The following is a 13,132-nucleotide window of genomic DNA, read 5'->3' as shown; positions in this document are numbered from 1 at the left end:
GCTTGCAATTACTGCGTCTGCAAGTATTGTGGATGCTCGTAAAGGGCGGTAGCAATCACTTGGAGTGAACTTTCATGCCCATCGCACTGCTGGCCCTCGCCATCGGGGCCTTTGGGATCGGAACCACCGAGTTCGTGATCATGGGCCTGCTGCCCGAGGTCGCCGGGGACTTCGATGTGTCCATCCCCACCGCCGGGTTCCTGGTGACCGGCTACGCGCTCGGCGTCATGGTCGGCGCGCCGCTGATGACCGCGCTCGGTACGAAGATCTCCCGCAAGCGCATGCTGATGCTGCTGATGGCGCTGTTCGTGGTGGGCAATCTGCTCTCCGCGGTCGCGCCCGCCTTCGGCGTGATGGCCGTGGGACGGATCGTCGCCTCCTTCGCGCACGGCGCGTTCTTCGGCATCGGATCGGTCGTCGCGGCCGACCTGGTCGCACCCGAGAAGAAGGCCGGAGCCATCTCGATGATGTTCACGGGCCTGACCGTCGCCAACGTCGTCGGCGTGCCGCTCGGCACCTCGGTCGGCCAGTCGCTGGGGTGGCGGACCACCTTCTTCCTCGTCGCGGCGCTCGGCGTGATCGGCCTGGCGGGCATCGCCAAGCTCGTTCCCGACATCCCCAAGCCGGAGGGCGTGCACCTGATCCATGAGCTGGCGGCCTTCCGCAACGCACAGGTACTGCTGGCCATGGCGATGACCGTGCTCGGCTTCGGCGGTGTCTTCGCCGCCATCACCTACATCGCGCCGATGATGACCGAGGTCGCGGGCTTCGCGGACTCCTCCGTCACCTGGCTGCTGGTCCTCTTCGGCCTCGGCATGGTCGGCGGCAACCTCCTCGGCGGCCGGTTCGCCGACCGGGCCCTGATGCCGATGCTGTACGTATCGCTGGGCGCCCTCGCGCTGGTGCTGGCCGCGTTCACGTTCACCGCGCACAACAAGATCGCGGCCGCCATCTCCATCGCTCTCGTCGGCGCCCTGGGCTTCGCGACCGTTCCCCCGCTGCAGAAGCGGGTGCTGGACCACGCGGCGGGTGCCCCCACCCTCGCCTCCGCCGTCAACATCGGCGCCTTCAACCTGGGCAACGCGCTCTCGGCCTGGCTCGGCGGCCTGGTGATCTCGGCCGGACTCGGCTACACCGCGCCCAACTGGGTCGGCGCCATCCTCGCCGGATCCGCCCTGGTCCTCGCCGTCCTCTCGGCCGCCCTGGAGCGCCGCGACGCCCGCCGCGGCCACGACGGCGCCACCACCGAACCGGCCCACGCGCTCACCGGCCGGCACTGAGCCACCCCGTACCGAACACCGAACAGCACCACCACCATCAAGGAGACCGACCCGCCATGAGCACCCCCGAGACCGCCGTCGCCCCGCTGACCACGAAGGACGCCGAGGCCCTCGTCCAGGCCGCCCGCGCCGCCGCCGAGGCGGCCGGGGTGGCGGCCGCCATCAGCGTCCTCGACGCCGGTGGCCATCTGCTGGCCTTCCGGCGCGACGACCGGGCCGTACTGATCGCGGGGGAGACCAGCACCCGCAAGGCGTTCACCGCGCTCCAGCTGGACGCCCCCACCGCGGGCCTGGTCGACGCGGTCCAGCCCGGAGGCGCCTTCCACACCCTGCCCACCGCCCTCGACCGCCCGCTGCTGTTCATCGCCGGTGGCGTCCCGGTCCACCGCGACGGCCGGCTGATCGGCGCGCTCGGCGTGGGCGGCGGCGCTCCCGAGCAGGACCACGAGATCGCCACCACGGCGGTCGCGACGCTCGGCTGAGACCCCCGAACCACCGAGACCCCAGAACCCCACAACACATACGACCCGACGAAGGACACCATGACCTCCGTACCCAACGTCACCCTCCACACCGGCATCGAGATCCCGCAGCTGGGCTTCGGCGTCTTCCAGGTGGAGGACGCGCAGACCACCGGCGCGGTGCTCTCCGCCATCGAGGCCGGCTACCGCTCCATCGACACCGCGGCCATCTACGGCAACGAGGCCGGGGTCGGCCGTGCCCTGGCCGAGTCCGGTGTCCCCCGCGAGGAGCTGTTCCTCACCACCAAGCTGTGGAACGCCGACCAGGGTCACGACTCCACCCTCGCGGCCTTCGACGCCAGCCTGGCCAAGCTCGGCACCGACTACGTGGACCTCTACCTGATCCACTGGCCCACCCCCGCCCGTGACCTCTACCTGGACACCTGGCGCGCCCTGGAGAAGCTGCTGGCCGACGGCCGCACCCGCGCCATCGGCGTGTCCAACTTCCAGCCCGCCCATCTGGGGCGGCTGCTGGACCACAGCGGTGTGGTCCCGGTCATCAACCAGGTCGAGCTGCACCCCTACCTCCAGCAGGGGGAGCTGCGGGCCTTCCACGCCCAGCACAACATCGCCACCGAGGCGTGGAGCCCGTTGGCCCAGGGCGCCCTTCTCCAGGACCCCGCCCTCACCGCGATAGCGCGGCGGCACGGCAAGACGCCCGCCCAGGTGGTCCTGCGCTGGCACCTACAGCTGGGGAACGTCGTGATCCCCAAGTCCGTGACCCCCGCCCGCATCCGGGAGAACATCGACGTCTTCGACTTCACCCTCACCCCTGAGGACATCGAGGCGATCAGCGCTCTCGACCGCGGTCAGCGCACCGGGCCGGACCCCGACACCCTCAACTGACCCGGCCACCACGCCACTGGACCGCCCCACTCGACCGCGCCGCCGCGGCCGTGCTCATCAGCCGGCCGGGGCGGCGCGGCCCGTTCCCGCCCCCGTTTCCCCTCTCCCGGAAGCCGTCCTCGCATCATGTCCACTGCCCTGAACCGTCTGACCCACCCCGATGGCCGCCTCACCCTCGGCCTGGAACTCCCCCTGGACAACGACTGGGGGCAGTCCCGGCCGGCCACCGACCGGAAGGCGGGCCGCCCCTTCGGCGTACCGTCCCTCGACGCACACGCTCAACTCGCCCGTCTCGCCGACCGGTCCGGATTCGCCGCCCTGTGGGTCCGTGACGTCCCGCTGTACGACCCGGTGCACTTCGGCGACGCCGGGTCGGTGTTCGAGACCTTCACCCACCTGGGACATCTCGCGGCGGTCACCGAACGCGCGGTACTCGGCACCGCGGCCGTCGTCCTGCCACTGCGCCGGCCACTTCTGGTCGCCAAGGCGGCCGCGACCGTCGACGTCCTGTCCGGCGGGCGCTTCGTCCTCGGCCTGGCCAGTGGTGACCGGCCCGTCGAATACCCGCTCTTCGGCGTCGAGTTCACCACCCGCGCCGAGACCTTCCGCACCGGCGTCGAGGTGCTGCGCACCGCCTGGGCCACCCCGCCCACCGGCCAGGGGCTGGATCTGCCCCGGCTCGGCCTCACCCCCGACCGGCAACTCGACGTCCTGCCCAAGCCCACCGACGGGACCATCCCGATCGCGGTCGCGGGCAACGCCCAGCAGAGCCCGGAGTGGATCGCGGAACACGTCGACGCGAGCCTCAACTACCCCCGTGACCTGGGAGCGCTCCGTCTGAAGACGGAGCAGTGGCGGCGGCTGACCGCCGACCGCCCCAAGCCCTATCTGACCCCCATGATGCTCGACCTCCTGCCCAACCCCGCGGCCCCCGCCACCACCATCCGGCTCGGCCTCCGCACCGGCCGGGAGGGACTCGTGGAGCACCTGGAGAAGATGTCCGCCCTCGGCGTCGCGCATGTCGCGTTCAACCTGCGGCCGAACGACCGCCCCGTCGAGGACGTCCTGGCCGAACTCACCGGCCACGTACTGCCGCACTTCCCCTCGCCTGCCGTCGCCGAGGGGCTTGCGGCCGGGTAGTCCGTCGCATTCGTTTGTCCCGCGCAGTAGACACGGCGTTCATCTCATGAGAAAAAAGGTCCAGCCCGGGCCCCCACGGAGCCATGGGCAGCAGTGATCGGCCTTCTCGACGAGGAGTGACGTGCCTAGCGCAAGGGAGCAGTCGAAGTGAGCAGGATGGGCGCGGCCGCGTCCTCGGCATCCGCGTCACCACCGCCGAGGACGGTCACCTTCACTCTGGACGGGGTCGGCAAGGCCTACCCGGGCGTCGTCGCCGTCTCCGATGTCACCCTGAGCGGCTACGCGGGCGAGGTGCTCGCCATCTGCGGTGCGAACGGCGCCGGCAAGTCGACGCTGACCAAGCTGCTCGCCGGTCAGGAGCGCCCCACCAGTGGGCGGGTGATCGTGGACGGATACGACGGCGAGATCACCACACCCTCCGCGGCCCTGGACGCCGGAGTGCTCCTCATGCACCAGGAGCCGGTCATCGTCGACACTTTCAGCGTCCAGGAGAACGTCTGGCTGACCGGCCTCAGCGCGGCGGGCCGCCGCCGGCCATGGCAGCTCGTCGGGGGGCGCGACCGCGCGGACCGTACGCGCGCCGCCCTCGGTGTGGTCGGGATGCGCGATGTGGACCTCGCGATGCCGGCCGGACGGCTCGGCCCGGGCCCCCGTCAGATGGTGGCGCTCAGCCGGTCCCAGGTCAACGAGCACCGGGTGCTGCTGCTGGACGAGACCACCGCCTCTACCACCGAGGAGCACTTCAAGGACGTCGAGGCACTCGTGCGCAAGGAGCGCGAAGCCGGTGCCACGGTCGTCTTCGTCTCGCACCGCATGCCGGAGGTGTTCGCGCTCGCCGACCGCATCGCGGTCATGCGCAACGGCTCCCTAGTCGATGTGGTCGACACCGCGGACACCACACCCGACGAGATCATGACGCTCATGATCGGCGAGGCCGTCATGGCCCTCGAGCCACCCGAGCCGGTGGCCGCTGCGGACGCCCCCACCCTGCTGGAGGTGCGGGACGTGTCCGCGGGATCGGCGTCCGGCATCTCCTTCTCGGTGCGGGAAGGCGAGATCGTCGGCGTCTACGGACTGGTCGGCAGCGGGCGCAGCTCCCTCGCCCGGTCCATCTCGGGCCACCAGCACCGCGACACCGGCACCGTGCGGGTGCGCGGCCACGAGGTGAACCCGCGCTCACCGCGCGCCGCCCTGCGCCAGGGGATCGCCTATCTCAGCGAGGACCGCAGGCGCGAGGGGTTCGTCAAGGACTTCGACAACGCCACCAACCTCACGCTGAGCACGCTGGGCGCGTTCTCCACCCGCGGAGTGATGCACACCCACCGGGAGCGGCGCCGGGTGGCGCGGCTGGTCTCCGACTTCGGGATCAAGGGCGGCGCCGGCCAGCTGACCAGCTCGCTCTCCGGTGGCAACCAGCAGAAGGTGTGCATCGCCAAGGCGCTCGAGAGCGAGCCCGATGTCGTCGTGCTGGACGAACCGACCAAGGGCATCGACGTCGGTGCCCGGCTGAACATCTATCAGATCGTGCGGGGCCTCTCGGAGCGGCGCAAGGCGGTCGTGGTCGTCACCAGCGAGGCCGAAGAGGCCCTGGCCCTGTGCAACCGGGTGATCGTGCTGCGCGACGGCGTCATCGCCGGCGAGTTCGTCTCGAAGACCAGCACCACCGACGACCTGACCCGTACCGCCCTCGGAGGAGAAGTCCAGTGACCCACGACACCGCGACCAGGACGGCCGCCGCACCAGCCGCGGACGACGAGGGGACGGCGCCCGCCCACGGGCTGACGCTCCGCCGGGCCGGGCAGTGGGCGAAGGAGCAGTACCCGCTCTACATCCTCATCGTGCTGCTGATCTTCGCGGGCCTCACCTCCGACGCCTTCTTCTCCTCGTACAACGTGTCCAACCTGCTGCTGCAGGTCTCGGTGATCGGCATCGTCACCCTCGCACAGTTCCTCATCGTGCTCACCGGTGGCATCGACATCTCCGTCGGCGCGGTCGCCGGGCTCGCCGGTGTGCTCTCCGCCGGTCTCTTCGGCGGCGGGAACACGTTGCTCGCCGTGGCGGTGGCGATCGTGCTGGGCGGCGCCATCGGTGTCTTCAACGGCTATCTCATCGCCTACCGCGGGCTCGAAGCGTTCATCGTGACCCTCGGCATGCTCGCGCTGGGCCGCGGGCTCGTCTACGCCTACACCGAGGGCCAGCCGATCAGCCCCCACGCCGCGGACTTCCGCGCCATCGCCACGACGGCGATCGGCGGCGTCCCCGTGCTCGGCATCGTGTGGATCGTGCTCGCGATGGCCATGGCCTTCCTGACCCGACGCACCGTGTTCGGGCGCCGTGTGTACGCGCTCGGCAGCAGCAAGGAGGCCGCCCACGCCTCCGGTGTGCCGGTGAAGGCCACCATGATCACGGTGTATGTGATCGCCGGTGTGCTGGTCGGCTTCGCGGGCTTCCTGCTCGCCGCCCGCATCGGCGCGGCCACTCCGACCGGAGGGGACAACTACGAGATCGACTCGATCGCGGCGGTGGTCATCGGCGGTGCCAGCCTCGTGGGCGGCCGCGGCCGGGTGCTCGGCGCGTTCCTGGGGACGCTCATCTTCGGCGTGATCTCCAACCTGCTGGTGCTGCTCAACGTCTCCACATTTCTGCAGGACGCCTTCCGCGGGGCCCTGATCATCTTCGCGATGGTCCTCACCACCGTCCAGTTCACCCGGCGCCGTCGGCAGCGGACCGCACACTCCTGAGCCCGGCGCATGACCAGACACGACACGGAGATCTGCATGACAACCATGCGACGGGGCTCGCTCGCCGCGCTGTCCGCGGCGGCGCTGGTCCTGGCCGGCTGTACGACCATCGGTGGCAAGGCGTCCTCGGGCGGCCCCAGGCAGGCCAAGAAGCCCACCGATGTCACGATCGGATTCTCCCAGCGGCAGCTGGACGCGCCCTACTTCGCGGCGATGGTCGACGCGGCCAGGAAGAAGGCCAGGAAGCGGGGTTTCCACCTGGAGGTGCAGAACGCCGACGGGGACGCCGTCACCCAGCTGAACCAGGCCCAGACCCTGGTGGCGCAGGGCATCGACGTCCTCGTGGTCGACGCGATGAGCCCGAAGACGCAGAAGGTACAGCTGAAGGACGTGGCGGGGGAGGTGCCGCTGGTCTTCGTCGACACCGGTATCGAGGGGGTCGGTGTCACCTCCGTCTCCTCCGACAACTACACGATCGGCAAGCTCTCGGGCCGGCTCGCGGCCAAGCGGTTCCACCATGGCTCGACGATCAGCCTGGCCGTCCTCAACGGCGGCCCTGACGACGAGATCGTCGGCCCCGACCGCCAGCGTGGATTCCTCGACGGTCTGCGCGCCGGTGGCGTCAGGTACCACATCGTGGCCAGAACTCCAGCGAACTACTCCCAGGACGCCGCGGTACCGGCCACCGAGTCGATCCTCGCCGCACACCGGAACGTTGACCTGATCGTGGGCCTCAACGACTCGATGACGCTCGGAGCCCTCAGCACCCTGCGCGACAAGGGCAACAAGAAGACGCTGGTCGCCGCGGCGGCGGACGGGCAGAAGCAGGCGCTCCAGGAGATCAGGGCGGGCGGGTGCGAAGGCCGGTACATCTCCACGGGCCTGAACTCGCCGAAGCTGGCCGCCGACCTCGCCTTCGACCTCGCGCTGCGGATCGGCACCGGCGACGTGGCGCCCAAGGACATCGCGAAGCAGCGGTACACCAAGGCCGCGGGCATCAATTGCGAGAACGTGGACGACTTCCTCGACCCGCGCTCCGTGTTCTGAGCCGGGGCCGCGCGCATACGCCAGGGGCCGGAATCGTGAGATTCCGGCCCCTGCCCCATGTGCGGGGTCAATCGCGTTCGTAGACCGCGTCCGGCATGTCGCCGTTGATGGTGTAGCCGCCGTCGACCGAGAGCGTCGCCCCGGTCGAGTACGAGGCGTCCTCGGAGGCCAGATAGGCGATCGCCGCGGCCACCTGCTCGGCGCGGGCCACCGCGCCGAGCGGGATGCGCCGGTTCAGCGAGGCCACGACGTCGTCGGTGTAGAGGGGCGTGGTCAGCGCGGACCAAGTGGCCCCCGGGCGCACCGCGTTGACCGTGATGCCGTGCTCGGCCCACTCTCCCGCGAGGGTGAAGGTGAGCGCCTCGATCCCGCCCTTGGAGGCGGCGTAGGCGGCCGCCTCACGCAGCGAGATCACCGAGTGGATCGACGAGACGTTGACGATACGGCCCGGCCGCTTCGCCGCCACCATGTGCCGCGCGACCGCGGTGGCCATGAGGAACACCCCGCGCAGATTGACGCCGAGTACCGTGTCGAAGTCGTCCGCGCTCATCTCCAGGGCGGGGGAGATGCGCAGGATGCCCGCGCTGTTCACCAGCGAGAACGGAACGCCGAGCGTGGCCACCACCTCGTCCACGGCCTTCCGCACCTGGTCGGGGTCGGAGACGTCCACCGCGAAGGGCGTGGCGGAGCCACCGGCACCGGCGATCGTCCGCGCGGACTCCTCGGCGCGCTCGGCCGAGATGTCGAAGACGGCCACGGAGCCGCCCTCGCCCGCGATGCGCTCGGCCGCGGCCCGGCCGATGCCCGCCCCCGCCCCGGTGACGATCGCGACGCGATCGGTGAATCGGCTCATGCCACGCCCTCTCCCTCGTCCGGGATGCTGATCAGCACCGGTACGCCCCGTTCGTCGACATCGACCGGCACCTCGTCGTCGGCGATGGGATGAACGCCGAGGGTGAACTCGGCGCTCAGCGTGGATCCTCCGGCGATGACGGGCACGCCGGGGCGCTCCAGCCGCTCGCCGAGCGGCATGAACGGGGAGGTGGTGTGCGGTTCGACCGCCACGATGTGCTCGGTGCCCCACCAGGGGTAGTCGTCGGGCGCGTGGCACTCCTGCCACACCCAGATCTCCGGGAACAGCTCGGACTGCCAGCTCATCGTCGCCACCAGGCCGCAGCCCGGTGAGCGCAGCCCGAACCAGCCGCCCGTGACGGTGGCGTAGCCGAGGTCGGCCGTCGGACCCTCACCCGGCGCGAGTTCGAGGGCTCCCACGCCCGGGGCCACGGCGGGCACCCGCCGCTTCTCGCCGGGTGTCATCCACTGCCGGGCGCCGAAGTCCTCCGGATGCGCGGTGAGCTCCTCGAACGGGCCGTACACGGTGGCCGCGCGGGCCACGGTCGCGGTGTTGAAGGCGGGATGCAGGCCCCAGTTCGAGGGCAGGGCCCGGGTGGAGAGGTTCTCCACCTCGCTCCGGAAACGCAGCACGGAGCCGTCGAGCGAGAAGGTCTTGGTCATGCGGAACGGGTAGCGGGCGAGCCGGGTGACGCACCGCAGCGCGGTCCCGTCCGCCGTCTCCACGGCCTCGGCCGCCCAGGAACGACGGGCCGCCTCGCCGTGGAACGGCAGCGGAGCGCCGCGCACGCTGGTCGGTGGCCCCGCGTTCGGGAACAACTCCTGTATGCCGCCCGCGTAGTTGTCGAAGAACGACACATCGCTCGCGTCCGCCGTGTCGGCGGCCGGCACCCGGTCCACCCAGTGCGGGCTGCGCCACAGGATCTCCTCGCCGGTGGCCTTCCAGACCAGCGAGAGGATGTCGGTGCCCCGGGCCGGGTTCACCACCACCGTGACCGTGTCGTTCTCCAGTGTCCACGCGCCGCCGTCGACGGGCCGGACCGAGGTCGCGCTCGCCATGCTCACTCCCATCCGATGACCGACTTGCCGACGCTGCCCGCGGCGAAGTCCGCGAAGGCGTCGGGGCCGTCCTCGATCGAGGAGACGCTGGTGATGATCGGAGCGAGGTCCACACCGAGCCGGGCGGCCTCCGCCACGGCCTCCATCATCAGCGGCACGCTGAAGACGAACACCCCGCGCAGGGTCACCTGACGCATGATCAGGTCCGGTACCGGGTCGATGGCGAAGTCGGGGCCGAGCCCGACGAACACCACCGTGCCCCAGGTCTTCACCACTTCGACGGCGGTACGGCGGCCGTGGACATTCCCGGAGGTGTCGATGACGGCGTTCGCGCCACCGGGCACCACGGCCTCGATGTCGAAGCCCGCGGAATCGTGGACCTCGGAGTAGCCGAGGCTCTCGGCGAAGGCACGGCGCTCGGGGCTCGGGTCGGTGCCGATGGCGCGCAGCCCGAACGCCTTCGCCCAGGCGAGCACGGCGAGACCGACCGGGCCCACGCCGATGACGACCACGGTCTCGCCCGGCTTCACCTCCGAGCGGAGCAGCGCCTGGTAGGCGGTCGTGGCGCCACAGGCGAGGAACGCGCCGACGGGGAAGCTCACCTCGTCCGGCAGCACCACGCAGTCCTTGGCCGTGACGACCAGCTCGTCCTGGCAGCCACCGGGCCGGTTGAGCGAGTACACCCGCGCTCCGCGCTCGCAGTGCACATCCCAGCCGCGCCGGCAGCTCTCGCACTGGCCGCAGCCGGAGTAGTGCTGCACCGCGACCCGGTCGCCCACCTGTGGGTGGCTCACACCGGGGCCGACCGCCTTGACCACACCGGCGATCTCATGGCCGGGCGTCATCTCGGGCGAGCGCGGCTGAGTGGCGTGCCGCATCTCCTCGTGTGTCATATGGAAGTAGTGCAGATCGCTTCCGCACAGGCCCGCCGCCTTCATATCGAGGATCAGCTCGCCCGGTCCGGGCTCGGGAAGCGGTGCGTCGACGACGGCGACCTTCTCCTTCGCGGCGAACCGCAGCGCACGGACCGTGGTGGTCGGCGCGGTGGTGGTCGTCATGGTGTCTCCTTTCCTGGGGCGCGGGAGGCGCGGGGTGCGGGTCGGCGGAGTGCCGAGATGTCCGCCGCGTACAGCACCGACTCGGTGGTGACGGCGGGGTCGACGGTGCCGAGCGGCGGTGAGCAGCAGAGGTGGAGAACGGACTGGTCGGCGCCGCCGATGGCGACCGCGTAGGGGCTGAGGCCGCCGGTTTCGACGCGGGCGAGGAGGGTGCCGTCCGGCGCGAGCAGCCGCGCGCCGTGTCCGATCGAGGAGGCGACCCAGACCCGGTCGTGGGCGTCGATGGCCAGACCGTCGGGCAGTACGGGAAGCTCGCGGGTGGCGCGTTCGATATCGAGGTGGCCGGGCGGGCAGCCGAACTGCTTCCACACCCGCCGCTCTCCGAGCATGGGCGCTCCGTCGCCGCTCCAGGTCACCGGCCACGAGGAGACGCGTCCGGCGAAGGTCTCCGCCACCAGCAGCCGCCGGCGGTCGGCGGTGAGCACCATGCCGTTGGGGAAGACGAGCCCGTGGCCCTGGAGATCGGCTCGGCCGTCGGGGGAGACCCGCACCAGGGCGGTCTCGCGCAGGGAGTCGGGCTCGGCGTCCGTATTGCCGAAGTTGCCGATGAGGGCCCAGCCGGACTCGGTGACGAGCATGTCGTTGGCGACGCCGTCGATGAGGTGGCCGAAGCGCGCCACGGTGGTGAGCGCCCGGCCGTCCCACCGCAACAGCGCGCGCTCCAGCATCGAGACGACCAGCAGCGACCCGTCGGGCGCGAATCCGAGCCCGGACGGCCGGCCGGGCACCTCGCACACCGTGCGCACCTCATGGCCGGTGTCCGGCGAGCGGCCCGGACGGAAGGCGAGGACGCGCCCGCTGTAGAAGTCGGACGCGAACAGTTCGCCGTTGTGCCATCGGGGGCCCTCGAGAAAGGTGAACCCGCTCGCGACGGGGGTGGCGTGGACGGTCGTCACCGATGGGCGCATGAGGCTCCTGTTCGTCGTGGCACCGCGAGGCGGTCACGAAGGCGGCCACGGCACATTCTCATGGTGCGGACTAGTTGTCTAGTGGATGAGAATTCTCGAACCAGGGCTCCAGGCTGCGATAGGCGTCCAGGAACTCCCGGTGGCGCGCGGAGTAGTCGCGGTGCCGGTCCGCGGACGGGGTGAACTCCGCCTGGACCTCGGAGAGTCCGCGGGCCACCTCGAAGCCGTCGACCAGGCCGCTGCCCACGGCGGCGGTGACGGCCGCACCGAGGCTGTTGGCCTCCTCGACGATGCTGCGGCGGCGGATCCGGGCGCCCCAGACGTCGGCGAGGACACGCAGCCAGAGGTCGCTCGCCGCACCACCGCCGATGGCGTCGACGCGGTCGACCGGATGTCCGGCCTCGCGGAACGCGGTGACGCAGGTCGCCAGGTTGAAGGCGACCCCCTCCAGTACGGCCTTCGCCAGATGCGCCGGGCCATGGTGCCGGGAGAGCCCGACGAAGGCGCCGCGGGCGTCGGCGTTCCAGTACGGTGAGCGCTCGCCGAGCAGATGGGGCAGGAAGTAGAGCCCCGTGGTGTCGGCGTCGTCGATCCGCGCCAGGGTGCGGGCGATGCGCTCCGGCCCGCCGTCCGGGCGCAGCACCTGCGCGATCCACTCCAGCGAGGCGCCGCCCGCCTGCATCGTGGCCGTCGGGACGTAGTGTCCGGGCAGGACGTGGTTGAACGTCATGGTGCGCAGGGCCGGGTCGTACAGCGGCCGCCGGGCCGACATCGAGATCCACGAGGAGGAGCCGAGGTAGGTGTAGGCGCCGTCCCCGGGGGTCAGCACCCCGGCGCCGAGCGCGGCGAGGGGGCCGTCCCCGCCGCCGATGACCACGGGGACCCCGGCGGGCACCCCGGCCTCCTCCGCGGCCTGCGCACGGACCCCGCCGACGACCGAAGTGGACTCCGCGATGTCGGGCAGCAGGCCCGGGTCGATGGCCGCCGCGTCGAGCACGGCCCGCGACCAGGTACCCGCCCGCTGGTCGAACGCGTTGGTGCTGGAGGCGTCGGAGGGATCGGTGACGAGCGTGCCGGTCAGGCGCTGGACGATGTAGTCCTTGGCCAGGCACATATGGGCCACCCGGCGGAAGGTCCGCGGTTCGTGGTCGCGCACCCACATCACCTTGGCCAGCGAGTACGTGGGGTGGATGCGGTGCCCCAGCAGCCGGTAGGCGCGCTCCTCGCCGAGCCCGGCGGCCAGCGTCCTGGCCTGCTCGGTGCTGCGGTGGTCGGCCCAGATCATCGCGGGCCGCACCGGCCGGTGCGCCCGGTCGAGCAGCACGGCCCCCATCATCTGGCCGCTGAATCCGATGGCGCCGATCCGCTCCGGGGGCGTCCCGCTCCGGGTGAGCAGTTCGCGGCCGGCCCGGCAGACGGCCCGCCACCAGGACTCGGGGTCCTGCTCCGCGATGCCACCGGCCCGGAAGTCGGTGTCGTAGCGCATGGTCACCGCCGTCACCAGCCGGCCGTCGTCGGTGTGCAGGGACGCCTTGTTCCCGGTGGTGCCGAGGTCATGGGCGATGATCACGGATGTCTCTCCCCAGCTTCCTGGTGTCCGGGCATGGCCTGGAACGTTGC

Annotated in this window: 12 protein-coding genes; 7 read left to right on the top strand and 5 right to left on the bottom strand. The window is 71.1% G+C overall.

Annotated elements, in window-relative coordinates; all coding sequences use genetic code 11:
- The first annotated feature begins 74 nt into the window (after positions 1-74).
- From GWI24_RS29245 to GWI24_RS29215, 7 genes are all read left to right on the top strand, one after another.
- Positions 75-1,280, top strand: coding sequence for an MFS transporter (locus GWI24_RS29245; RefSeq protein WP_210948890.1), 1,206 nt, complete (start codon positions 75-77; stop codon positions 1,278-1,280).
- 56 nt (positions 1,281-1,336) lie between these two features.
- Positions 1,337-1,762 carry a heme-binding protein gene (locus tag GWI24_RS29240; protein ID WP_037946352.1) on the top strand — a complete coding sequence of 142 codons (426 nt, stop codon included), beginning with the start codon at positions 1,337-1,339 and terminating at the stop codon, positions 1,760-1,762.
- Between the two features lie 60 nt (positions 1,763-1,822).
- On the top strand, positions 1,823-2,647 hold the full coding sequence (locus GWI24_RS29235) for an aldo/keto reductase (protein ID WP_210948889.1): 825 nt from the start codon (positions 1,823-1,825) through the stop codon (positions 2,645-2,647).
- Positions 2,648-2,773: 126 nt separating this feature from the next.
- A complete protein-coding gene (locus GWI24_RS29230; protein ID WP_210948888.1) occupies positions 2,774-3,787 on the top strand; it encodes a TIGR03571 family LLM class oxidoreductase in 1,014 nt (337 codons plus the stop codon).
- Between the two features lie 156 nt (positions 3,788-3,943).
- Entirely contained in the window at positions 3,944-5,494 is a 1,551-nt protein-coding gene (locus GWI24_RS29225; protein WP_247617032.1) for a sugar ABC transporter ATP-binding protein, read from the top strand.
- Positions 5,491-6,528 carry an ABC transporter permease gene (locus GWI24_RS29220; RefSeq protein WP_210948886.1) on the top strand — a complete coding sequence of 346 codons (1,038 nt, stop codon included), beginning with the start codon at positions 5,491-5,493 and terminating at the stop codon, positions 6,526-6,528. The genes GWI24_RS29225 and GWI24_RS29220 overlap by 4 nt, the downstream gene beginning before the upstream one ends.
- 36 nt (positions 6,529-6,564) lie before the next feature.
- The gene (locus tag GWI24_RS29215; RefSeq protein WP_210948885.1) at positions 6,565-7,575 is read left to right on the top strand and encodes a substrate-binding domain-containing protein; all 1,011 of its coding nucleotides are present in this window, start codon (positions 6,565-6,567) and stop codon (positions 7,573-7,575) included.
- 67 nt (positions 7,576-7,642) lie between these two features.
- Here GWI24_RS29215 and GWI24_RS29210 read toward each other — a convergent pair whose 3' ends face one another.
- The 5 genes from GWI24_RS29210 to xylB form a co-directional block, all read right to left on the bottom strand.
- On the bottom strand, positions 7,643-8,428 hold the full coding sequence (locus GWI24_RS29210) for an SDR family NAD(P)-dependent oxidoreductase (RefSeq protein ID WP_210948884.1): 786 nt from the start codon (positions 8,426-8,428) through the stop codon (positions 7,643-7,645).
- Complete coding sequence (locus GWI24_RS29205) at positions 8,425-9,486, bottom strand: hypothetical protein (protein ID WP_210948883.1); 1,062 nt, start codon at positions 9,484-9,486, stop codon at positions 8,425-8,427. Before GWI24_RS29205 ends, GWI24_RS29210 begins: the two co-directional genes overlap by 4 nt.
- Before the next feature lie 2 nt (positions 9,487-9,488).
- Positions 9,489-10,544 (bottom strand): alcohol dehydrogenase catalytic domain-containing protein, encoded by a 1,056-nt coding sequence (locus tag GWI24_RS29200; protein ID WP_210948882.1) that lies wholly within the window; start codon positions 10,542-10,544, stop codon positions 9,489-9,491.
- Positions 10,541-11,512, bottom strand: a complete 972-nt coding sequence (locus GWI24_RS29195) for an SMP-30/gluconolactonase/LRE family protein (protein ID WP_210948881.1) — start codon at positions 11,510-11,512, stop codon at positions 10,541-10,543. The genes GWI24_RS29200 and GWI24_RS29195 overlap by 4 nt, the downstream gene beginning before the upstream one ends.
- A 70-nt stretch (positions 11,513-11,582) precedes the next feature.
- Positions 11,583-13,082, bottom strand: coding sequence for a xylulokinase (xylB, locus tag GWI24_RS29190; protein ID WP_210948880.1), 1,500 nt, complete (start codon positions 13,080-13,082; stop codon positions 11,583-11,585).
- Between the last annotated feature and the right edge of the window lie 50 nt (positions 13,083-13,132).

It is taken from the genome of Streptomyces sp. MK37H (assembly GCF_018035285.1).
Classification (GTDB): domain Bacteria; phylum Actinomycetota; class Actinomycetes; order Streptomycetales; family Streptomycetaceae; genus Streptomyces; species Streptomyces endocoffeicus.
Note: the sequence above shows the minus strand (reverse complement) of the source record. Positions and strands in the feature narration are given on the sequence as shown.

Excerpts from the sequence above, each read along its gene's own strand:
- GWI24_RS29235 (WP_210948889.1), top strand. The coding sequence starts at position 1,823 with ATGACCTCCGTACCCAACGTCACCCTCCACACCGGCATCGAGATCCCG.
- GWI24_RS29210 (WP_210948884.1), bottom strand. The coding sequence starts at position 8,428 with ATGAGCCGATTCACCGATCGCGTCGCGATCGTCACCGGGGCGGGGGCG.
- GWI24_RS29195 (WP_210948881.1), bottom strand. The coding sequence starts at position 11,512 with ATGCGCCCATCGGTGACGACCGTCCACGCCACCCCCGTCGCGAGCGGG.
- GWI24_RS29240 (WP_037946352.1), top strand. The coding sequence starts at position 1,337 with ATGAGCACCCCCGAGACCGCCGTCGCCCCGCTGACCACGAAGGACGCC.
- GWI24_RS29200 (WP_210948882.1), bottom strand. The coding sequence starts at position 10,544 with ATGACGACCACCACCGCGCCGACCACCACGGTCCGTGCGCTGCGGTTC.
- GWI24_RS29205 (WP_210948883.1), bottom strand. The coding sequence starts at position 9,486 with ATGGCGAGCGCGACCTCGGTCCGGCCCGTCGACGGCGGCGCGTGGACA.
- GWI24_RS29225 (WP_247617032.1), top strand. The coding sequence starts at position 3,944 with ATGGGCGCGGCCGCGTCCTCGGCATCCGCGTCACCACCGCCGAGGACG.
- GWI24_RS29230 (WP_210948888.1), top strand. The coding sequence starts at position 2,774 with ATGTCCACTGCCCTGAACCGTCTGACCCACCCCGATGGCCGCCTCACC.
- GWI24_RS29215 (WP_210948885.1), top strand. The coding sequence starts at position 6,565 with ATGACAACCATGCGACGGGGCTCGCTCGCCGCGCTGTCCGCGGCGGCG.
- GWI24_RS29245 (WP_210948890.1), top strand. The coding sequence starts at position 75 with ATGCCCATCGCACTGCTGGCCCTCGCCATCGGGGCCTTTGGGATCGGA.